Source organism: Pseudoduganella umbonata (assembly GCF_014192225.1).
GTDB classification, from domain to species: Bacteria; Pseudomonadota; Gammaproteobacteria; order Burkholderiales; family Burkholderiaceae_D; genus Rugamonas; species Rugamonas umbonata.
This window is the reverse complement of sequence record NZ_JACHXS010000003.1, coordinates 738697-761318: the sequence shown is the minus strand read 5'-3', so window position 1 is coordinate 761318 and position 22622 is coordinate 738697. Positions and strand designations below refer to the sequence as shown.

Here is a 22622-nt window from a genome sequence, read left to right as displayed (position 1 = left end):
ATGATGACGCCTCCCTCGATATCGTGGCTTGTTGACACTTCCACTTTGGCACATCGATGCCGTTTCGGAGGGGGCGTCCATCCCATTGCCTTTTTTTGCGCCTCCCGCCAGCGGTTTCCCGTAAACCAGGGTCCGTCCCTGTTTTACCGAAGGTGTTTCCTCAAAAACCAGGGTCCGTCCCTATTTTTAGAATTTTGATGTCAGGTAACCGTAGATGACGCTTTTACAATTGATATGCGCTACCAAATGGTTGCGCATATCACACCGGCCTGACCACCGGAATCATGCTCTGTCATAGGGGAAATTGCTCAGCGGGGACGAGGTGTTGCGCAAATGGTAGCGCTTAACAAACGATGTTAAAAAATGTTGACTTTGTTTCGTGCGACTCCTAAACTCGGTTCCGCTGTGCTACCAAAAGGCAACAGATAGCACGGCAGTGCTGATAAAAACAGGAGACAGACCATGAATCATCGAACGACCGCCGGCCGGCGTGTCGCGCTCGGCTTGACCGTGATGGCAAGCATGATCGCCCAGGCTTACGCCCAGGACACCACCGCTACTACCGCACCTACCGCCCCGAATACCGCTACCGCCGCCGAGGCGCCGATGCAGACCGTGCAGGTCACGGGCTACCGCAACAGCCTGCTGTCTTCCGCGCGCGACAAGAAGGAATCCGTCGGCTTCCAGGATTCGATCAACGCCGAGGACCTCGGCAAATTCCCCGACAAGAACCTGGCCGAATCGCTGAGCCGCGTACCCGGCGTGCAAGTGGCGCGCGACGTGACGGGCGAGGGCATGACGATCCAGATCCGCGGCCTGGGTTCCTCGTTTACGAAGATCCTGCTGAACAACTCGCCGATCGCCGTGGCCTCGTCCGGCCCGATCGACGGCGCCAACACGAACCGCGAAGTCGACCTGGACCTGCTGCCGACCGACCTGTTCACCAAGCTGACCGTCAGCAAGAGCCCGACGGCCGGCCAGATCGAGGGCGGCGCCGCCGGCGTCGTCAACCTGCGCAGCGCGCGTCCGTTCGACAAGGAAGGCCGGCAGCTGTCGATGGGCCTGACGGGCACCAAGCAGCAGATCGCCGACAAGGCCGGCTTCCGCGGCAATGTGATCGCGTCGAACACGTGGGGCGGCAAGTTCGGCCTGCTGGGCGGCGTGTCGTTCTCGCGCCAGCAGAACCGCACCAGCGGCTTCGAGACGGTCGGCTGGACAAACCCGAACCTGACCGCGGCGCAAAGCAACTCGCCGACCCGCAACGCGACCGGCGGCGGCAACTGGACCATTCCGGCCGTCGTGCCGGCCAACGCCGGCAACGGGCTGGTGGCGGGCACCGCCATTAACCAGGCATTCCTGCTGGCGAACAATCCGGGCCTGTCGATCGACCAGATCGACAACGCGATCGTGCCGCGCCTGGGCCGCACGATGGAGTACTACGGCACCCGCGACAAGATCTCGGTGGTGCTGGCCGGCGAATACCGTCCGACCGAAGACCTGCACTTCTACCTGGACACGATGTACAGCAAGAAGGACGACGACATGCAGCGCAATGCCTACACGTGGGCGGTGCGCAACAATGGGTCGATCCCGCTGAACATGGCGGTCGACCGCAGCGACTGCGCCGACGGCTGCGTGGTCACCAAGGGCACCTTCGCCAACGCGCTGAACTTCATCGAATTCGGCCCGCGCCGCGACAAGGTCGACCTGCTGGGCATCAACCCGGGCGTGGAATGGAAGATCACGCCGAAGCTGACGTTCGACGCGTCCGGCAACTGGAACCGCAGCCGCTTCACGCACGAAGCGCCGACCATCATGCCGATCACGGCGCCGAACAGCGGCAACACGATCACGTATGAAAACAACGGCGGCGTGCCGTCGATCGTGTCGAACCTGGACCTGAACAACCCGGCCAGCTACCAGTGGGTGGGCGGCCGCGTCAACATCCAGAACGAACTGCGCGAAACGGAGACCAAGGGCTTCCACACCAACATGGCGTGGGGCGACAAGAAGCTGACGATCCGCACCGGCTTCGCCTGGGACGACATCAACCGCACCATCCGCGCGCAGGACAACTCGGCCGCATGGCAGGCTGCCGTCTGCGGCAACAACCCGAGCGTATTCCTGCAGGGACCGAACGGCGCGCCGCCATGCGACGGCGCCTCCACGCCGGGCGCATCGGCTGCCGGCCTGTATCCAGGCTACGGCACCGGCTACACGGCCGGCCAGAACGCGGCACTGACCTACGGCGGTTCGCTGATCCCGAACGCCGCGGTGCAGAACTACCTGATGCCGGGCCCGTACGGCCACCTGGCACTGGACTGGGACCGCTTCCGCAACGACTCGAACTACGAGTTCTACAACAGCACGGCGCCGGATTCGGGCGCGTCGTCGACCGGCGCCAGCGCCGGCTACATCCGCGAGAAGTCGAAGGCGATCTACGTGGAAGCGAACGGCGAACTGCAGCCGGCCGGCTACAACCTGCGCTGGAATGCCGGCGTGCGCTACGTGCGCACCGAGCAGCAGGTGGGCTCGCTGAACTCGACGTCCGATCCGCGCAACGCCAACCTGACGCTGAACGGCAGCAAGTACCCGAACATCAGCCAGTGGGTGTACCAGAACACGGAATACAGCAACACGCTGCCTTCCGGTACCATCGCGCTGGACCTGACCAAGGACGTGGTGTTCCGCGCCGCCGCCTCGCGCAGCATGACCCGCGTGAACCCGAACGACCTGCGCCCCGGCATCAACTTCTCGTCGGTGTCGGCGGACGTGGGCACGATCGGCAATCCAGGCCTGAACCCGTACCTGTCGGATAACATCGACCTGGGCGTGGACTGGTACACGGGCCGCGAAGGCTACCTGTCGGTGACGGCGTTCCAGAAGCGGCTGAACGGCTTCACGGTGAACGAGAACATCTCGATGCCGTTCTCCAACCTGGCCCAGTACGGCATCAACTACAACACGCTGATCCCGGCGCAGCAGCTGGCGATCGATTCGCGCGGCGGCCCGAACAACGCCACCGTGGTGATGACCCGCCCTCGTAACGCCGACGGCATCCTGCGCATCCGCGGCCTGGAAATCGGCTGGGTGCAGCCGCTCGACAAGATCCTGCCGTGGCGCGGTTTCGGCATCAACGAAACGCTCACGCTGATCAACCAGAAGGCCAGCGGCGAAGGTTCTTCCGGCTTCATCGCGCTGGGCGTGCCGAAGAAGACCAACAACTTCGGCGTGTACTACGAGAACTACGGCTACATGCTGCGCTTCATGCACACGTACTCGCAGGGCAGCCAGGTGGCCAACGCCAACCAGAGCGGCATCACGAAGGCGGCGCTGTTCGGCCGCGACTACAAGCAGCTGGATTTCTCGTCGAGCTTCGAGCTGGACCAGATCTTCGACCGCGAAGGCCTGCCGATGCTGACGTTCGACATCGTCAACCTGAACAAGGCCAAGCGCAGCGGCTACTTCCAGTACGGGAACGCGACGATGTCGCAGTACGACCCGGGCCGCACCTTCGCCCTCGGCCTGCGCATGAAGTTCTAAGGCGCGCATGACGGTTCCTCTCGCGAGGACCGTCGTGCTGGCGGTGGCGCTCGCCCTCTCCGGGCTGGGCGCCACCGCCGCCGACCGTCCCATCCCCACCCTGCAGAAGCAGGGCACCACATCCCAACTGATCGTCGACGGCAAGCCTTACCTCGTCCTCGGCGGCGAACTGTACAACTCCTCCGCCTCCAGCCTGCCTTACCTCGAGAAGCTGTGGCCGCGCCTGAAGGCCACGGGCCTGAACACGCTGCTCGCGCCCGTCGAGTGGGACCAGGTCGAGCAGGTGGAAGGTAAATTCGATTTCACCATCCTCGACGGCATGCTCAAGCAGGCCCGCGCGAACGACACGCGGCTTGTCCTGCTGTGGTTCGGCGCCTGGAAGAATTCGATGTCGACCTACGTGCCGGCCTGGGTCAAGAAGGACCACCAGCGTTTCCCGCGCACGCGCAACCGCGCCGGCGAACCGCAGGAGATCCTGACGCCGTTTTCCGGCAACACGCTCGATGCCGACCGCAAGGCGTTCGCCGCGCTGATGAAGCACCTGAAGCAGGCCGACCCGCAGCGGACCGTCCTCATGGTGCAGGTGGAAAACGAGATCGGCATGCTGCCGGACGTGCGCGACTTCGGGCCGCTGGCCGATGCCGCGCTGGCCCAGCCGGTGCCGTCCACGCTGCTGTCGTACCTGGCGGCGCACCGCGCCACGCTGCATCCCTACGTGCGCAGCCTGTGGGAAGCGCGCGGCAGCCGTTCCGCCGGCAGCTGGACCGAAGTCTTCGGCGACTCGGTCGAAGCGCAGGAGGTATTCCAGGCCTGGCATTACGCCGCGTTCGCGAACGGCCTGGCCGCCGCCGGCAAGACGGAATACGCGTTGCCGATGTTCGTCAACGTGGCGCTGAACCGGCCCGGCCGCAAGCCCGGCGAATACCCCAGCGCCGGACCGCTGCCGCACCTGTTCGATGTGTGGAAGGCGGCCGGCCCCGCCATCGACATTCTCGCCATCGATACCTACATGCCCAACTTCATCCACTGGGCGAAGCAGTTCAGGCGGCCGGACAATCCGCTGTTCATTCCCGAAGCCAACCGCGCCGGGCGGCCGGAGCAGGGCGCCTACGCGCTCTACATGATCGGCGAGCTCGATGCGATCGGCTACTCGCCATTCGCCATCGATGCCGTTGCCGACCCGAAGGTCGACAACCTGCCCGGGGCGTATGCGATCCTGAGGCAGCTGGCGCCGCTGATCCTGGCGGCGCAGGGGCGCGACCGCATGCGCGGCTTCAAGGCCGACGTGTCGTATGACGGCGTGGTCAGCACGGCCAATGTGCAGACAAGGCTGGGCGGCTACACCCTCGACGTCAGCTTCGCGAACCAGTGGGGCAAGACCGAGACCGCGGAGTTCGAGGAGCGCGGCGGGCTCGTGATCCAGACCGGCGACGACGAATTCATCGTCGCCGGCAAGGGCATCACGGTCGTGTTCAAGGATCCGGCCGGCCCGCAGACCGGCGTGGGGTTCGAGAAGGTCACGGAAGGGCGCTTCGTCGACGGCCGCTGGCAGGAAGGCCGCTGGCTGAACGGCGACGAAACGCACCAGGGGCGGCATATCCGGCTGCCGGCCGGCGACGGATTCACGATCCAGAAGGTGAAGCTGTACCGCTATCGGTGACGGCAACGGTGGCGGCAGGCCGCGACGGCCGGCCGCCACCTTGTTTCAGATGCCGACGGTCACGGCTTCGCTGACGACCTTCCCGCTGTCGTTCGACACCTCGACCGTATACCTGCCCGGTTCCCGCACCGGCATCACCGCGCCGGAAGCTCCGGCAAGCGGCTTGCCGTCCCGATACCACCGGTACGCCGGCTCCGGCACCCCGGCGGCGCGCACGGACAGCGTGGTGCCACCGCTCAGTGTGGCGCCACCGTTGGCGGCGGCCTTCGGCTGTGCCAGGATGAGCGGCGCCAGCGCCGGCTTCCAGCCGCCCAGCACGAACGCCGGATCGCGGTACTGCGCGATCACGGCGGCATCGCGCGTGGCATCGAGCTGGCGCGAGCGCGGGTGGCGGGCGCCGACATCGACCGGCTTGCCGTCGACTCCGCGCGAATTGAACTCCCAGAACTTCGCATGGGTGGCGCCGTCGCCCACGTCGGCCCAGCCGGCCGGGCTGATGCCGTCCAGCGTCGAATCGATCAGCACCGCCTCGGCGTACGGATAATTCCTGCCCTTGTTGTCCGGCAGGCGGGCGATCTCGGTCGGCCCGCCGATCGCCGTGAAGCGGCAGCCGACGAACACGTTGCCGTGATTGGCCGCGGTATTCCTGATCCACATGAATGCGCCCTTCGAGCCGATGTCGCAGGCGCGGAAGTAGGCCGGGCCGCGCCCGAGGATCGTGTCGCCGTCGCCGACCAGGCTGAAGTCGCTGTAGTACGCGCTGCCGTTGGTTTGCAGGGCGTCGCCCGAGCCGCGCACCGTCACGTGCGTGACGATGTTGCGCGCGCCGTTCAGCAGCAGTCCCTCGGCCTGGCCTTTCGCCGTGGTCTCGATCGTCAGGTTGACAAGGGCGACGTCCTCCACGTTGTCGGCCATGAAGGCGGCGCGGCGCGAAGGGAACGTGCCGGGCAGTTCATTGGTCGCCACGTTCAGCGGATGCGGATTGAATACCTCGTTGTTCGCGTAGTGGATGCGCACCTTGTCGCGGTCCTCGCCGACGATGCTCAAGCCACGTTTGTTACGGAAGTAGACGATCTCCTCGTAGTCGCCATTCTTCACGAAGATCGTCGTGCGTTTTCCCGATCGGTCGGGGCGGTCGGGCACGTGGTCCAGCGCGCCCTGTACGGTTGAAAAATCGCCGTCGCCGGCCGCGCTGACGGTGACCAGCGCCGCATCTTTCGCCGGGCCTTGCCGCTTCGTCGCGAAGCGCCATTGCTTGCCCGTGATGCCCTGGAAACCATCGCCCGCCAGCACGCCCGGATCGACCTGCACATAGTACGTCCTGCCGTAGGCGAGCAGGTTGTGGTGCGGCGTGATCAAGGCCGTGTTGCCGCGCACGATCACCGGATAAAAGTGGAAGCCTTCGGTGAAGCCACCGATGATCGTCAGCTGGTAGTCGCCCGGCGGGTTCACCGGTGCCGGGTCGACGCCGGGCGTCGGCGTACCGGGCTTGGTATCGGCATTGGTGCGGCGCGGTCCGCCGTACGGGTAGGCCTGGGCGAGGTAGGGCGCGCGCGGTGCCGTGCGCCGCGCCGTCGGGCCGGCGGGGATCGACAGGTCGAGCGTATCGACCAGCCTGTCGTCGGCGGCATCGTAGATGCGGATCTGCCCGCGCGTGCCTGGCACCGGGGGCGCGTCGAACACGATGCGCAGCGGCGTATCCGGACTGACGCCGGTCGCGCCGGCGCGCGGCAGCAGTTCGACGGCGGCAGCCTGCTGGACGAAGCAGCAGCCGACAACAAGGGCAGGGGCAAGGACAAGGGCAGGGGCAAGCGTGAGCGAACGGGCCGTGGCAGCGGATCTCATGGGTCTCCTCGATGTTTTTCCCATTGTAGAGCGGCCCGGCGGCCAGTTGCGCTCAAGCGCTCGATCATCCGTCGTATACTGGACCTTCCACCACCACCGTCCTCGCAACCATGATCATCAGCCCGGAAATCGCCTTCTGGAACGACGCCATCCAGCAACCGGCCGAGCGGCGCCACGGTCCCGCGCCGGAGCACCTCGTTGCCGCATTGCGCGCATCGCATGCCGGACTCGCCTTCGCCACCGCGGCCGGCTTCGACGAGGATGTCGATCGGGCGCTGGCCAGCCTGCCGCCGGCCGTGCTGGCGCGGCTGCACACCAGCTGGCTGGGGGCTTATGTCGTGGAAGGGCTGGAGCGCGAGGCGCTGACGGATCTCGTGCTCACGCCCGACGGTGAATTCCTCGGTATCGCCACGCTGCTCGATGCGGGCGAATTGGCGGACGTCACCGCGAACGGCTGGGCCAGCGCGCGCGCCAGCGCCGCGTTCCCGGCGTCCCCATCGCTGGTCGAGGTGCGCGTGGAGGAAGCCGGTGCCGACACCCGCGCCAATGCGCTGCGCCTGGTGCTGCTGCACGAGGCGGGCAAGGCGCTGGCCGCCGGCCGCCGCTTCATTCCCGACTGGTGGGCCGGCGAGGCACAGGGCGAATACTCGTTCCTGCCGCTGTCCTGGCGGGTCGACGAGGCGGGCGGCATCGTGCCGGCCGACGATGCGTTGCGGCGCGCGGGCGCCGATCCCGCCGCCACCTACGAAGCCATCGAAGGCACCGCCTGGCTGACGCCGTTCGGCGCGCAGAGTCCGCTCGACGACTTCGCCGAAGCGTTCGCGCTGTACGCGCACATCGTGCTGTCGGACCGCCCGTACGCGGTGCGGGCCTTCGACGGCGCCGCGCCGGTCGACTATGCGCCGCGCTGGGATGCGCCGCGCCTGGCCGGCAAGCTGGCGCTGCTGAAGCGCTTCGTGCCGGACGTGGCGCGCGAAGCCGATCCGCAGGTGGCCGCCGCCGCGCTGCCGTTCGCACCCCTGGTGGGCACGGCACCGCTGATGCGCCGCGCCTTCAACAAGGTGGACATGGCGCCGGTGGCCCAGGCGCTGCTGGCGCGTGCGGAATCCGACCAGCTCGATGCCAATGCCTACCTCGATTTCGCCATCACGCTGCAGCTGACGGGCGATCGCGACGTGGCGATGGACGTGCAGGCCGAGGCGGTGCGCATCCGCCCGCACTACACGCTGCCGGCGCGGCAGGGCGAGATGCTGCGCCTGCTGGTGATCATGGGCCTGGGCGACCTGATGGCGAATACGCCGATCGAGTTCCTGCTGGAAGAGTCGGACGTGACGCTGGAAATGCTGTACGTGACGGCCGATGCGCCCTGGCCCGACGTGGTGCCCGAGCACGACGTGATGATGGTCTGCATGGGCGAGAACGATGCCAACCAGCCGCTGCTGGCCCGGCTGTCCGAATGGATCGCCGGCTGGCCGCGGCCGGTCATCAACGGGCCGGACCGGATCGCCGTGCTGTCGCGCGACGGCGCCTGCAATGCGCTGAGCGGCATCGACGGCGTGGAAATGCCGCAGACGGTGCGGCTGGCGCGCGCGCGGGTCGCGGCCCTCGCCGCCGCGCCGGAGACACTGACCGACGTGCTGCCGGACGGCGTATTCCCCCTGATCGTGCGCCCGCTGGGATCGCACGCGGGCCACGACCTCGACAAGATCGATACGCCGGCCGGCCTGGCGGCCTACCTGGAGCGGGTACCGGCCGACAGTTTCTACCTGTCGCGCTTCGTCGACTACCGCGGCGCCAACGGCCTGTTCGGCAAGTACCGCGTGGTGCTGGTCGAAGGCGTGCCGTACCTGGCGCACTTCGCCAGCTCCGAACACTGGATGGTGCATTACCTGAATGCCGGCATGGGCGAGAGCGCGGCCAAGCGCGCGCTGGAAGCGGAAGCGATGGCGCAGTTCGATGCCACGTTCGCGGCACGCCACCGCGCCGCGCTGGCCGAGATCGACCGCCGCATCGGCCTGCAGTACGTGGGCATGGATTGCGCCGAAACGCCGGACGGCAGGCTGCTGGTATTCGAAGTGGACAACGCGATGATCGTGCACGCGATGGACGACGAAGCCACCTACCCGTACAAGAAGCCGGCCATGCGCAAGATCTTCACGGCATTCCGCCGGATGCTGGAAAACGCCCGCACGCGCCGCTAACCGCGCAACCTGCGCGCCGCCAGCTCCTCCAGTCCCGTCAGCAGCGCATCGATATCGCGCCGCTCGCTGCGGTGGTTGACGATCGCCACGCGGATGGCCACCTTGCCGCGCAGCGTCGTCAGCGACGGCGCGGCGATGCCGGCCTCCTGCAGGTCCGCCACCAGCGCGGCATTGAAGTCGTCGACATCCTGGCCGGCCACCTTGTAGCGGAAACACACGATGTTCAACGCCACCGGCGCGAGCAGCTCGAAGGCCGGGCGCCTGCCTACTTCGCCGGCCAGGTAGCGCGCCAGTTCGCAGGTGCCGGCGATCGCGGCGCCCATCCGGTCGGCGCCGTAGGCCTGCAGCGTGAACCATGTCTTCAGTGCGCGGAACGAGCGGGACAGGTCGGGGCCGAAATCGCACGGCCACGGCGAGCCGCCGGCCATGCCGCGCGGCTCGCGCTTCAGGTAGCGGGGAGCGGCGGCGAAGGTCTGGCGATGCAGTTCGCCGTCGCGCACCAGCACGAAGCCGGCGTCGTACGGCACCTGCGCCCACTTGTGGAAGTCGAAGGCGATCGAATCGGCCCGTTCGATGCCGTCCAGCAGCGGCGCCAGTTCGGGTGCCAGCATCGCCATGGCGCCGAACGCGCCGTCGACATGGAACCACAGGCCGTTGGCCTGCGCGATCGCCGCCACGCGCGCCAGCGGGTCGATGGCGGCGGTGTCCACCGTGCCGGCGGTGGCGGCCACGAAGAAGGGCCGCAGGCCGGCCCGCAGGTCGGCGGCGATCGCCTGTTCCAGCGCCACGGTGTCCATCCGGTAATCATCGTCGAGCGGGACCAGGCGCAGCGCGGCACGGCCGATGCCGGTCAGGTCCATCGCCTGGGCAATGCAGTCGTGCGCCGCGGCGGACGTGTATGCGACCAGGCCGTGCCCGAGCCTGGCCAGGCCGGCATCGCGGACCTCGAGCCCCAGCACGCGGCGGCGCGCGACCAGCACCGCGATCATGTTCGCCATCGACGTGCCGGTGACGAAGATGCCACCGGCGCCGGCCGGGAAGCGGAACAGTTCGGCCATCCAGCGGGTGACCTGGCGCTCCACTTCGACGGGGATCTGGTCGCGGCCGCCGACGTTCGCGTTCAGGCCCGCCGCCAGCATCTCGGCCAGCATGCCGACCGGCGTGCCGGCGCCATGCACCCAGCCGAAGAAGCCGGGGTGCGCGTTGCCGACCGCGTACGGCAGCACGTCTTCCATGAAGGCACGGTGCAGGCCGGCGATGTCGCTGCCGGCGCGCGGCAGCGGCGCCTGGAACCTGGCACGCACCTCGGCCGGCGCCGGCTGCCACACGGGGCGCTCGCGCAACTGTTCGAGATAGTCGAACATGTCGTCGAGCATGCGGTGGCCCTGCGCGCGCAGCGCGGCCCAGTCGTCGGGATCGAGGGAAGTCTTGTGCTCGGCCATGGCGGCTCCTGTCTGGGGATGGCGGCACTATACTGTACCGGCGCGCCCGCCTGGCGCAGTCTTACCGCGAGACGATCAGTTTCAGCCCCAGCGCGATGAACACGGTGCCGGCCACGCGGTCGAGCACGACGCCGGCGCGCGGTTTGCGGCTCAGCCACTGGCCGATCGCGCCGGCGAACCAGCCGAGCAGGCCGAACAGCACGGCGGCCTGCAGCGTGAACGTGACGCCCAGCGCCGCCAGCTGCCACGGCGCATCGCCGCGCGAGGCCACCACGAACTGCGGCAGGAACGACAGGAAGAACAGGATCACCTTCGGATTGATCGCGTTGGCCAGGCAGCCTTTCCAGAACAGCCGGGCCGCGGAGTCGGCCGGCACGCCGACGGCGGCGACGTTCACCGCGCCCGCATGGCGCCACGCGCCCCAGCCCAGCTTGACCAGGTACAGGCCGCCGGCCACCTTCAGCACCGTGAACGCGGTCGGCGACGCGGCGATCAGCGCGCTGACACCGACCACCGCCAGCACCGTATGGCTGAGACATCCGAACGCACAGCCAAGGCCGAACGCGATGCCCTGCCTGCGCCCCTTCGACATGCCCATGCCGAGCACCATCAGGTTATCGGGGCCGGGCGACGCCGTCAGCACGATCGCGGCAAGCAGGAAGGGGAAGAACTGGTCGGGGGTCAGCATCGGGGACTCGCGGGGAAAGGGGCGAGTATACGGTATGTACGATGTCGCGGTTGGCGGATGAGTACTGGGGTCTGTCCCCGCCAGTCGCTGGCCGCAAACCTGGACGCCAGCATGGAACGAGGGGACTGACCCCGGTGTTTGCATGCGCCAAGGTAGCGCATGCGAAAACCGGGGTCAGTCCCCTGGATTGACGCCTGCGACCGGGGCTGGAGCCGCCGACTGGCGGGGACAGACCCCTGCTGCTCCCCGGCTATCCGCGACTTCCGTTTTTTTACTGCCAGCCCGCTACCTCACGCGAGGGAAAGGGGCGAGTATACGCGACGCATGGTGACACACGCGGCGGACGAGAACCGGTGTCAGACACCTTTTCTGGAAGGGGCCCCAGAAAAGGTGTCTGACACCGGTGTTCCGCAGCTAACAGCTGTCGTTTGAGCGAACGACGCGCAAGGGTTACCTCAAGGCGCAGCCGAAAACGATTCGTGCGACGGGAACCTGGCCATCATCCACTCGCGCCGCAACTGCAGCGCGTCGACCACGTCGGCCGGCAGGGTGCCGATGGTTTCCGGGTCGTCGCTGGGCGTGTCGGCCAGCAGGCTGGCCAGGTGGATCACGCCGGCCAGCTGGCAGAACGGGCGGGCGGCCAGCGGGTCGGACGAGCTCTCGAGGGCGTGCACGATCTTGGCGGGGAAGTTCCAGCGGCGGCCCAGTTCGGCCGTGATCTGGCCTTCCGAGAAGCCCAGCAGGCGCTGCTCGCGTTCCCAGCGGCCGCCCGGCAGATGCGGCTGTTCCTCGATCTCCGCGAACTGGGCGGGCGCGACCTGGTAGATCAGCAGTTCGCCGAGCCGCAGCATCATGCCGGCCAGCCACGCTTCGCCGCCGTCGATGCCCAGTCCCGTCGCCAGCCATTTCGAATAGCCGGCGCAGGCCATGCTGCTTTTCCAGAACTCGCCGGAGTCCAGGCCCGGCAGTTGCGGGAATGATTCGGCGAAGCAGGCGGCCAGCGCCAGCGTGCGGATGTGCGACATGCCGGCCAGTGCCACCGCGTCGTCCAGCGAGGCGACGCCGCGGGAGAAGCCGAAGCGGGCGCTGTTCGCCAGGCGCATCAGCTTGGCCGTCAGCGCGGGGTCGCGGGCAATGATGGCGGCGACGCTTTTCGACGAAGCATCCTCGTCATCGAGCGTGGCGATCAGGGCATGCGCCACTTCGGGGATCACGGGCAGTTTAACGTCGGCGAAGAATTGGGTAAGCGTAGGCATCGGGGTCTCTCGGTTGATCGGTGCGGCCTGTTCGGTTGCCGCCGGTGAACCCAGTGTAAGCCCTGATTTCGCGGGAAATGCCAAAAGATTGCTTAAGATTAATTCTGGTTGTTGCGGAAATGCAAGTGCCATCGCCCGCGCATTCCGCCCGGATTGCGCCAGGGCAGGGGGCTTCCGTCAGTCGTAATGCCGGCCGCTCGGCTGGGGCGCCCACGCTTCCGGCGCCGGTGTGGCCCCGTCCACCACGACACAATCGCGGCCGGCCGCTTTCGCCGCGTAGAGGGCTTCGTCGGCACGCTTGATCACCGCGCCGATATCTTCGTCCGGGGCGCGCGCGGCAATGCCGAACGACGCCGTCACGCTCAGGCCGGCCGGCCACGCCGCTCTGTGCAGGGTGGCGCGCAGCTTCTCGGCCAGCTGCCGCGCCTGTTCCGCACCCGTGGCGGGGCAGACGATCAGGAATTCCTCGCCGCCCCAGCGCACCAGCCTGTCATTGCTGCGGATCTCGGCATGGATCGCCGCGGCGAACGCGCGCAGCACGGCATCGCCGGTATCGTGGCCGTGACCGTCGTTGACGCGCTTGAAGTGATCGATATCGGCAAACACGACGGCCATCGGCGACGCCAGCAGCGACGCGGTGCTCATCAGCGCCGTGCGCAATCCCTGCCGGTTCAGCGCCCCCGTCAGCGGATCGGTGTTGGCCTGCTCGACCAGCTCGCGCGCTTCCAGCTGCAGCGCGGCATTGATCTCGCCGAGCAGGGCCAGGCGCCGGCCGCTGTCGCCCAGTTCCCGGCGCAGCTGCAGCGCGGCCAGTACCGGCCAGCTGACCGCGCACAGGATCCAGGCCGCCATCAATCCCATATACATTTCGTCGCTGGTGATCCATTTGCCATGGAACTGCAGCGAGCGCAGTTCGATCACGTGTTCGCCTCCAGCGCTGGTGGCGCCGGTCAGCAGTTCGACGCGCGTCACGTTATCGATCCGCATGTCGGTGCCGTCGAGCGGCACCTTCATGTAGTCGATCCACCAGGTCGCCGTGTGGAGCACATTCAGCGGCACGCGCACGATGCCGGACGCGGGCACCTCGAACTCGACTTCGTTGACTTTCTGCGACATCGGATTGTCGAGTGTCGACATGTCCGGTTCATAGTTCAGCACCATCAGGCGCAGCGAGCGGCGCCCCGGTCCGCGATACGACACGTCGAACGTCACGCTCTCGAACTCCGACAGGTCGATGCCGGCTCCCGTATCGGAAATGGCGAACTGGTACTTGCAGGCCGGCCAGTCGATCGTGCGCGCCAGCTGGCAGCGCATCGTCATTGCATGGCCACGGCGCTCCAGCGTCACCCGGCTGGTACCGCCCATCCACCGGTCGTCCATCACGTCGCGCCGGACGTCGGGCCGCGCCGTCAGGTCGATCACGCGTTCCATGCCGTAGTGGTGCCAGACCAGCAGGCCGATGGTGGCCATCGCCAGAGCGGCGATAACCCGGTGCATCGTACGGTGCATGCGGCGGTGGGCGGGAGTCGAATTCACGTGAAACCATTATCAGAGGAGGCCAGGCGACGATACTCTTTGGATTTCCATGAAGCAACTATATTTATAGAATCGTTACTCGACATGTGTGCATGATGCAACATGGTAGCGAATCCCGCCCGCACGCTGCGCAGGATTGACCAGCCGACAACTCCCATGCAATATTGCATTTTCTGCTTATCCTGAAAGCGATTGCATGCGTCTCTCCCTCTCCGCATTGACCCTGGCAGCGAGCCTGTCGCTGGGCGCCCCCGGCGCCGGTGCCCAGGTCCCCGCCAGCTCCGCCGCCGACCGCATCTCGGCCGATTCGCTGCGCGGCCACCTGTCGTTCCTTTCGTCCGACCTGCTGGAAGGACGCGGCACGCCGTCGCGCGGACTGGACCTGGCGGCCGAATACATCGCCGCGCAATTCCGCCGCGCCGGCCTGGAGGCGGCCGGCGACGACGGCTACTTCCAGACGGCGAACTGGCAGCATGCGCAGCGCAATGCCGGGGATTTCACGCTCACCGTGCAGGCCGGCGGCAAGACGATCGCCGTGCCGCATTCGGCAGCCACCGCCAACTTCGTGCAGCCGGTGACGCTGGGCGCGACGGGTGTCGTGCGGATGACGTGGCAGGAGGCCCTGGCGGCAGGGCCGCAGGTGGACGGCAAGGTCCTCGTGGTGCCGGCCGCGGCGGTGCCCGACGCCGCCGACGTGCTGCGCGACGCGCTGAAGGCGCGGCCGGCCCTGGTGGTGCTGGTCGATACGCGGGGCCAGCACCGCAACCGCGGCGAGGGCTGGCTGATCGACCCGGAGCAGGTGGCGCCGGCCGGCGCCGCGCCGGTCGTGGTGCTGCACGATGCGGCCGCCGCGGCCGCGCTGGAAAGTGCCGGGACCACGGTCGCCGCCACCATCGGCGTGCCGCAGCTGCGTGCGGCGAAGCTGCGCAACGTCATCGGCGTGCTGCGCGGCGCCGATCCGGCGTTGAAGAATACCTACGTGATGCTGACGGCGCACTACGACCACCTGGGCATCCGCAACGGTGAAATCCACAACGGCGCCAACGACGACGGCAGCGGCACCGTGGCCGTCATCGACATCGCCGCCGCGCTCGCCGCGGACAAGGCCCGCCCGCGCCGCAGCATCGTCTTCATGGCGCTGTTCGGCGAGGAACTGGGCCTGCTGGGCTCGCGCTACTACGGCCGCCATCCAGTGTTCCCGCTGAAGGACACGGTGGCGCACCTGAACCTGGAACAGATCGGCCGCACCGACGACAGCGAAGGCGCCCAGGTGGGCACGGCCACGCTGACCGGCTTCGATTATTCGACGGTCCCGGACTACCTGAAGAAGGCCGGCGAGCGCTCCGGCGTGCGGCTGTGGAAGCACGCCGCCAACAGCGACCGCTACTTCGCCCGCAGCGACAACCAGGCGCTGGCCGACGTCGGCGTGCCGGCCCACACGCTGGCCGTCGCCTTCGGCTTCCCCGACTACCACGGCAAGGACGACGACTGGAGCAAGCTCGATTACGACAACATGGCGCGCATCACCCGCATGGTCGCGCTGGGGCTGCAGGACATCGCCAACGATCCGGCCCGGCCGCAGTGGACCAATGTGCCGAAAGCGGCGCCGTATCGGGAGGCGGGCAGGAAGTTGATGGGGGAGTGAGTAGAAGTCGCGGTTGGCGTATGCGTCACAGGGGTCTGTCCCCGCCGGTCCGCGGCTGCAAGCTTGGACGCTGGCGCTGATCCAGGGGACTGACCCCGGTGTTTGCCGGCGCTGCGACGGCGCACGCAAAAACCGGGGTCAGTCCCCTCGCCACGCTATCAACAGGGCTGCAAGCCAACACTTACCGGGGACAGGAAGGAGTGCTCCCGTGCACGGGAGCACCGCTGCGCAGGCGAGGAGCATGCTCCTCGAAACCCTTGCTCCGCCCCCTGCTGATCCACCGTTATCTGCGACATCCGGCTAACACCGGTGTCCGACACCTTTTCCGGATCAAGCGCCCGAAAAAAGTGTCCGACACCAGCACCTGGCGGGTGCTGTTTTAACTAAAACAGCACCCGCTGCCGGCTCGTCAGCCCCGTAAAACTATCCCCCAAAAACGGCAGGATCGCATCGGCGATCGGCCGCAGCTGCCGGTCCAGGTAATGCCCGTAATCGATCGGCGAGCGCCGCCGTTCCAGCGGTTCGGGGCCGGCGGTGGTCATCAGGTAGCGGATCCAGCCGCGGTTCTGGTATTGCAGCGGGCGGCCCTGGGCGGCGTTGACTTCGTCGGCGATGCGGGCGGCGCGCACGTGGGGCGGCACGTTGCGGTCGTAGTCGCCCAGCGCGCGGCGCAGCCGCTTGCGGTAGACCAGCAGCTCGTCCAGCTCGCCGCGCAGCATCCGTTCGGCGTAGTCGCGCACGTAGTCGCGGTACGGTTCGCCGCGGAAGACCAGTCCGTACAGCGTCTGCTGGAATTGCTGGGCCAGCGGTGTCCAGTCGGTGCGCACCGTTTCCAGGCCCTTAAACACGATGTCGTCGCCGCCGCCGGCACGCAGCACGAGGCCGGCGTAGCGCTTCTTGCTGCCTTCGTCGGAATCGCGCACCGTCGGCATCAGGAAGCGGCGGTAATGCGTCTCGTACTGCAGTTCCAGCGCACTCGTGAGCCCGAACTCTTCCCGCAGTTGCGCCTGCCACCAGCCGTTGACGCGGTCCACCAGCGCGCGGCCGATGTCGTCCGCTTCCCGCGTGCCGTGGGCGCGGCCCAGCCACACGAAGGTGGAATCGGTATCGCCGTAGATCACCTGGTAGCCCTGTTCCTCGATCAGCTCGCGCGTGCGGTGCATGATCTCGTGGCCGCGCATCGTGATCGACGACGCCAGCCGCGGGTCGAAGAAGCGGCAGCCGGACGAACCGAGCACGCCGTAGAACGCGTTCATGATGATCTTCAGGGCCTGCGACAGCGGCTTGTTGCCGTCCCGCTTGGCGGCCTCGCGGCCTTGCCACACGCGCGTGACGATCTCCGGCAGGCAGTGCGTCTTGCGCGAAAAACGCGCGCCCCGGAACCCCGGCACGGTATCGGGCTCGGGCTCGCGCAGTCCCTCGATGAGCCCGACCGGATCGATCAGGAAAGTGCGGATGATGGACGGATACAGGCTCTTGTAGTCCAGCACCAGCACCGAATCGTACAGCCCGGAGCGCGAATCCATCACGAAGCCGCCCGGGCTGTCCGCGTTGGGCACGTCGCCCAGGTTCGGCGCCACGAAGCCGGCGCGGTGCATCAGCGGCAGGTAGGAATGCTCGAAAGCGGCCACCGAGCCGCCGCTGCGGTCGGCCGGCAGGCCTGTCACGCTGGCGCGCTCCAGCAGGAAGTCGAGGATGCCGGTATGCGCGAAGATGCGCGTGACGAGTTCGCAGTCCTTCAGGTTGTAGCGGGCCAGCGCCGGCTTGTCCTCCACGAACATGCGGTTGATCTCGTCCATGCGGTCGTATGGATTGTCGATCGCCTTGCCTTCGCCCAGCAGCGTCTGCGCCACGTGCTCCAGGCTGAACGACGCGAAGCTCCAGGTGGCCGAGCGCAGCGCCTCGATGCCGTCGATGATCAGGCGGCCCGGCGCGGCGGCGAAGAAGTGCTGGCCGTTGCTGTGCTCGCGCCATTCCATCGGCGTGCCGCCGCGGCCCAGCAGCAGCGGCACGCCGAAGCGTTCCGCATGCTTGTGCAGCACGCGCAGGTCGAACTGCACCACGTTCCAGCCGATGACCGCATCCGGGTCGTGGCGCGCCATCCAGTCGTTCAGCCGCGCCAGCAGCGCCGGCCGGTCGGCGCAGTAGGTCAGGTCGAAGTCGATGCCGCCGGCGTCGCCGTTCGGCGGCCCCAGCATGTAGACGTCGCGCGCGCCGCAGCCTTCGAGCGCGATCGAGTACAGGTCGCCGTGCGCGGTGGTTTCGATGTCGAGCGACGCCAGGCGCAGCTTCGGGCGGTAGCTGTCGTGCGGCTTCAGCCGCGCATCGGCGATTACGCCGTCGCGCTCTTCGCCGCCGAAGCATACCGGGGCCGTGATGAAGCGCTCCATCAGGTAGCGCTCGTGGGGCCGCACGTCCGCTTCGTAGACGTCGATGCCATGCTCGCGCAGCCGCTTTTCCAGCTTCAGCAACTGCCGGTAATGGCGGCAGTACAGGCCGACGACGGGCCGGTGGCGGAAGTCGCGCAGCGCCAGCGGCCGCAACTCGCAGCCGCGCTCGGCGCGCAGCACGGCCTGCGCCGCTTCCTGCCATTCGGCCGGGATGAAGGCGACCGACGGCTGCGGCGGCAGCCGCACGCGGCGCGGTCCGGCGTCGGTGGCGATCCAGAATTCGACCTCGGTGCCGGCATCGGTATCGCGCCAGTGGCGGGTCAGCAGGAAGCCTTCCTGCATGCCGTCCACGTCGGTCAAGGCGCGCTGCGCCACACCACGCGGTTGCGGCCGGCCTGCTTGGCGCGGTAGAGGTGCGCGTCGGCGGCGGCGAACAGCGCCGTCGTGTCCTCGCCGGGCAGCAGCGTGGCGCCGCCGGCGCTGACGGTCAGCACCGGCGCCACCGGCGATGCCTCGTGGCCGATCGCCAGCCGGTCCAGTGCGTCGCGCACCCGGTCCACCACGGCCCGCGCGACCCCGGCATCCGCTTCCGGCATCAGCAGCACGAGTTCCTCGCCGCCGTAGCGCGCGGCCAGGTCGCCGGGCCGGCGCACGCACGCCGCGGCCGTTCGCGCCACGGCGCGCAACGCGCGGTCGCCGGCCGGGTGGCCGTAATGGTCGTTGTACTGCTTGAAGGCGTCGATGTCGAGCAGGGCCACCGACAGCGGCGTGGCGCGCTTGCGGGCGCGCACGAATTCGGCCGCGAACACCTCGTCGAAGCGGCGCCGGTTGGCCAGTTCGGTCAGGCCGTCCACGTGCGCCAGGTGTTCCAGCATGCGGCGCTGGCGCACCATCTGCAGGTGCAGCGCCACGCGCGCCATCACCACGGTGGCGTTGAAGGGCTTGGCGATATAGTCGGCGGCGCCCAGCTTCAGGCCCTGCGCCTCGTCCTCGGGGCGGCCCAGGCCGGATACGAAGATCACCGCGATGTCCGCCGTGCGCGGGTCGGCGCGCAGCCGGCGCAGCACTTCGAAGCCGTCCAGGTCCGGCATCATCACATCCAGCAGGACCAGGTCGGGCACGTGGCGCGCCGCGCGTTCGAGCGCCTGCGTGCCATCCTTGGCGAGCAGTACCGTGTACTCGGGTTTCAGCAGCTCGGCGAGCACCGCGCGGTTGGTCGGGTCGTCGTCGGCCACCAGCACTTTTTGCAAGGGATTCATGCGGGATCTTCGAGGGTCGTGTCCAGCGCATGCGCCAGGCGGGCCAGCGGTTGGATTGCCGCATGATACTCGATATCGCCCACCGCCTTGCCGATACTTGTCAGCAAAGCATCATGGGCGGCCGCGGCGGGCTGCCCCCGCAGCGCGTGCAGCAGGTCTTCGGCGCGGGCATCGTCGGCGCGCAGGCAGGCGGCCAGCTCGCGCAGCAGCGCCTGCAGGCCGGCGGTGCCGTCCGCCGCGGGTTCCACGGCCGGCACCGCCACCAGCGGCGCCAGGCCGGCCAGCACTGTCCCGAGCGTGCCCGCCAGCGCCGGCACCAGGGCGGCAAGCGGGTCGTGGCGGCCGTCGCCGTCCGGCCGCATGTCGTCCGCCCGGCTTGCGTCGCCGGCGCGCAATGCCTGCTCGACGCTGCCGGCCGCCTGCGACAGCGCCGTGGCGCCGATGTACACGGCGCTCGACTTCAGGTTGTGCGCCAGGGTCGCGATCGTGCCGCGATCGCCGGCCGCCAGCGCCGTGCGCAGCGCCGCCGGCGCCTGTGCGTATTCGCGCACGAAGCCGTCCAGCCGCTTGCCCAGCCGGGCGCGCCGGCCATCCACGCCGGCCAGCGCGGCTTGCCAGTCGACACCCGGCAGCGCCGGCAGCGGGGCCGGCTCATGTGCCACCTGCCGGGCCGCCTGCTGCCCGGCAGGTACCAACTCCTGCTCGGCGGCCGACAGCGGCTGCGTGGCACGGTCGGCCAGCCGCTGCGGGTCGATCCAGCGCAGCAGCGCGGCAAACAGCAGGTCCGGGTCGATCGGCTTGACGATGTGATCGTTCATGCCGGCCGCCAGGCTCTTCTCCAGGTCGCCGGCCAGCGCATGCGCCGTCATCGCCACGATGGGCAGGTTGCCGCGCCCGGGCAGCGCGCGGATGCGGCGCGCCGCCGTCAGGCCGTCCATGCCGTGCATCTGGATGTCCATCAGCACCAGGTCATAGTCGCGTTCCTGGACCATGCGGACCGCTTCGCGGCCGTTGACGGCCACCTCGACCCGCAGCGGCGCGGCGGACAGGAAGTCCAGCGCCACCTCGCGGTTGTTGGCATTGTCGTCCACCAGCAGCACGCTGGCGCCGTCCAGGCGCGCCAGGTCGCGGGTGCGCGGCGGTGCGCCGCCGGTACCGGCCGCGGCATCCCAGCCGGCGGCGGCGATGCCCATTTCGACGCAGAACGTAAAGGTGCTGCCCACGCCGGGCCGGCTGTGCACGGTGATCCGCCCGCCCATCAGCTGCACCAGCTGCTGCGAGATCGTCAGGCCCAGGCCGGTGCCGCCGTAGCGGCGGGTCACCGACGCGTCGCCCTGGCTGAAGGCGTGGAACAGCATGGCCTGCTGCTCCTCGCTGATGCCGATGCCGGTATCGCTGACGGAGAAGCGCAGCCTGGCGCCGGCCGCCGCATGGCCGGCGGGTCGCTCCTCCAGCTCGACCGCCACCACCACCTCGCCCCGTTCGGTGAACTTGACGGCATTGCCCGCCAGGTTCAGCAGCACCTGGCCGAGCCGCAGCGGATCGCCGACCAGCGCCGCGGGCACGCCGGGGCCGACGCGAAGCGCCAGTGCCACCGGGCGCCCGTCCTGTTTCGGCGCCGCCAGGCTGGCCAGGTTGTCGAGCAGCGCATGCAGGTCGAACGGAACCTGTTCGAGCGTCATCTTGCCGGCCTCGATCTTCGAGAAATCGAGGATGTCGTTGATGATGCCCAGCAGGTGTTCGCCGGCGCCGTGGATCTTGGACAGGTAGTTGCGCTGGCGCGCATCGGGTCCCGCCATCAGCGCCAGCCGGCTCATGCCGAGGATGGCGTTCATCGGCGTGCGGATCTCGTGGCTCATGTTGGCCATGAATTCCGATTTCAGCCGTGCCGCCGCCTCGGCGCGCAGCATCGCCGTCTGCAGGCCCTCGGTGCGCAGGCCAAGGATGCGCACGTACAGCAGCATGTCGACGGCGCTGGCCAGCTGCAGCGCGTGCATGGTCCAGAAGGTGGCTTCCAGCTCGCCGGCGAATACCTGTCCGAACGCCACCGCGCCGGTAAACGACAGGACCCAGCCGGTCGTGAAATACCAGCCCACCGGATCGCCGCGGCGCATCAGCCGCCAGGCACCGGGCAGGCCGAACAGCTTGGGCGCGGCGCCCAGCGTGGAGACCACCACCAGCAGGCCGTTCATGGGCAGGATGTCGAGCCCATAGGTGAGGGCGGTCAGCGCCATCAGCGCCGCGCAACCCTTCATCAGCAGGCTGAAGCGGCGGTCCATGCCGCGCCGCGCCAGCACCTGCTCGACGAACAGGTAGGAGCCGCACGAGGCGATCATCGCCGTGATGCCACCGGCATGCTCGATCAGCCAGGGGCTGCCCGGCCACAGGAACTGCTGGCCGACGCCGAAGAAGTCGACGGCGTACAGCGCCAGGCCCAGCGTGGCCAGCGCGAACTTGCCGAACGTGTGGTCGCGCAGCGTGACCCAGTGCGACAGGCTGTAGACCAGCAGGCACAACGCCAGGCCGGCCAGCAGGCCCTGCACCATCTGTTCGAGCAGTTCCGTACGGTGGAAATGCGCGGCTTTCTCCAGGCGTACCGGCAGGATGATCGGGCCGCGCGCCTCGACGCGCAGCAGCAGCGTGTGCTCGCCCGGCGACAGCGCCAGCACGAAGGCGGGAACACGCGCGCCCATGTGCGGTCCGGGCGGCGGCAGCCGGTTGCCGGCGGCCATGTGGTGGCCGGGACGGCCGTCCGTGACGATCCACGTATCGACGCGCCCCAGCAGCGCGTAATTCAGTGCCAGCACCCACTGGCCGTCGGCTCCCTGCGGCACCCGCACCGGGATGCGCAGCCACAGCACGCGCTGGTATTTGCCGGTGGTGCCGCGCGCCGTCGCCGGCGGCGCGAACCGGTCCCGCGCCGCCAGCGCGGCGGCCGCATCGAGCCGCCGTTCCGGGTCGGGCAGCATCGTCATGGCCGACCATGCGTCCACTTCGTCCAGCGCGTCGTCCAGCAGCACCGGCGCGGCCCAGGCCAGGGCGCTCCAGCCGAAGGCCGCCGCGGCCAGCACGAAGCGCAGGGCGGCAAGGAAAGCGCGCGGGGATGGTCCGCCCCGGCAGCCTGGGGGGAAGAGCCGGCGGTGCTGGCGCATGCGGG

General features: G+C 68.4%; 12 protein-coding genes. 4 read left to right on the top strand and 8 right to left on the bottom strand.

Translation table 11 applies throughout. The features are described 5' to 3' along the window. The first annotated feature begins 462 nt into the window (after positions 1-462). Complete coding sequence (locus FHS02_RS11890) at positions 463-3543, top strand: TonB-dependent receptor (protein ID WP_137313610.1); 3081 nt, start codon at positions 463-465, stop codon at positions 3541-3543. Between the two features lie 7 nt (positions 3544-3550). Beyond that, on the top strand, positions 3551-5203 hold the full coding sequence (locus FHS02_RS11885; RefSeq protein ID WP_137313609.1) for a GH35 family beta-galactosidase: 1653 nt from the start codon (positions 3551-3553) through the stop codon (positions 5201-5203). Between the two features lie 45 nt (positions 5204-5248). Here the strand turns inward: FHS02_RS11885 and FHS02_RS11880 are convergent, their stop codons facing one another. Further along, complete coding sequence (locus tag FHS02_RS11880) at positions 5249-7048, bottom strand: pectinesterase family protein (RefSeq protein ID WP_175424784.1); 1800 nt, start codon at positions 7046-7048, stop codon at positions 5249-5251. A gap of 110 nt (positions 7049-7158) precedes the next feature. Here FHS02_RS11880 and FHS02_RS31510 point away from each other — a divergent pair, with 110 nt between their 5' ends. Next, complete coding sequence (locus tag FHS02_RS31510) at positions 7159-9249, top strand: ATP-grasp domain-containing protein (RefSeq protein WP_137313608.1); 2091 nt, start codon at positions 7159-7161, stop codon at positions 9247-9249. Here the strand turns inward: FHS02_RS31510 and FHS02_RS11870 are convergent. From FHS02_RS11870 to FHS02_RS11855, 4 genes are all read right to left on the bottom strand, one after another. Then, positions 9246-10691, bottom strand: a complete 1446-nt coding sequence (locus FHS02_RS11870) for a pyridoxal phosphate-dependent decarboxylase family protein (protein WP_229422596.1) — start codon at positions 10689-10691, stop codon at positions 9246-9248. The genes FHS02_RS31510 and FHS02_RS11870 overlap by 4 nt on opposite strands. A 61-nt stretch (positions 10692-10752) precedes the next feature. After that, positions 10753-11379: a LysE family translocator gene (locus FHS02_RS11865; protein ID WP_137313607.1), complete on the bottom strand. Its 627-nt coding sequence runs from the start codon at positions 11377-11379 to the stop codon at positions 10753-10755. A 455-nt stretch (positions 11380-11834) separates the two neighbouring features. Next, positions 11835-12635 (bottom strand): HDOD domain-containing protein, encoded by an 801-nt coding sequence (locus tag FHS02_RS11860; protein ID WP_137313606.1) that lies wholly within the window; start codon positions 12633-12635, stop codon positions 11835-11837. Positions 12636-12812: 177 nt separating this feature from the next. Then, entirely contained in the window at positions 12813-14132 is a 1320-nt protein-coding gene (locus tag FHS02_RS11855; RefSeq protein WP_221403835.1) for a GGDEF domain-containing protein, read from the bottom strand. 235 nt (positions 14133-14367) lie between these two features. Here FHS02_RS11855 and FHS02_RS11850 point away from each other — a divergent pair, with 235 nt between their 5' ends. Then, entirely contained in the window at positions 14368-15816 is a 1449-nt protein-coding gene (locus FHS02_RS11850) for a M28 family peptidase (protein ID WP_137313604.1), read from the top strand. Positions 15817-16199: 383 nt separating this feature from the next. Here FHS02_RS11850 and FHS02_RS11845 read toward each other — a convergent pair whose 3' ends face one another. From FHS02_RS11845 to FHS02_RS11835, 3 genes are read right to left on the bottom strand one after another with little or no spacing between them, the layout of a single operon-like run. After that, the gene (locus FHS02_RS11845) at positions 16200-18548 is read right to left on the bottom strand and encodes a DNA polymerase II (RefSeq protein ID WP_217496964.1); all 2349 of its coding nucleotides are present in this window, start codon (positions 18546-18548) and stop codon (positions 16200-16202) included. Between the two features lie 14 nt (positions 18549-18562). Then, on the bottom strand, positions 18563-19465 hold the full coding sequence (locus FHS02_RS11840; RefSeq protein WP_137313603.1) for a diguanylate cyclase domain-containing protein: 903 nt from the start codon (positions 19463-19465) through the stop codon (positions 18563-18565). After that, positions 19462-22617: a hybrid sensor histidine kinase/response regulator family protein gene (locus FHS02_RS11835; RefSeq protein WP_137313602.1), complete on the bottom strand. Its 3156-nt coding sequence runs from the start codon at positions 22615-22617 to the stop codon at positions 19462-19464. The genes FHS02_RS11840 and FHS02_RS11835 overlap by 4 nt, the downstream gene beginning before the upstream one ends. Between the last annotated feature and the right edge of the window lie 5 nt (positions 22618-22622).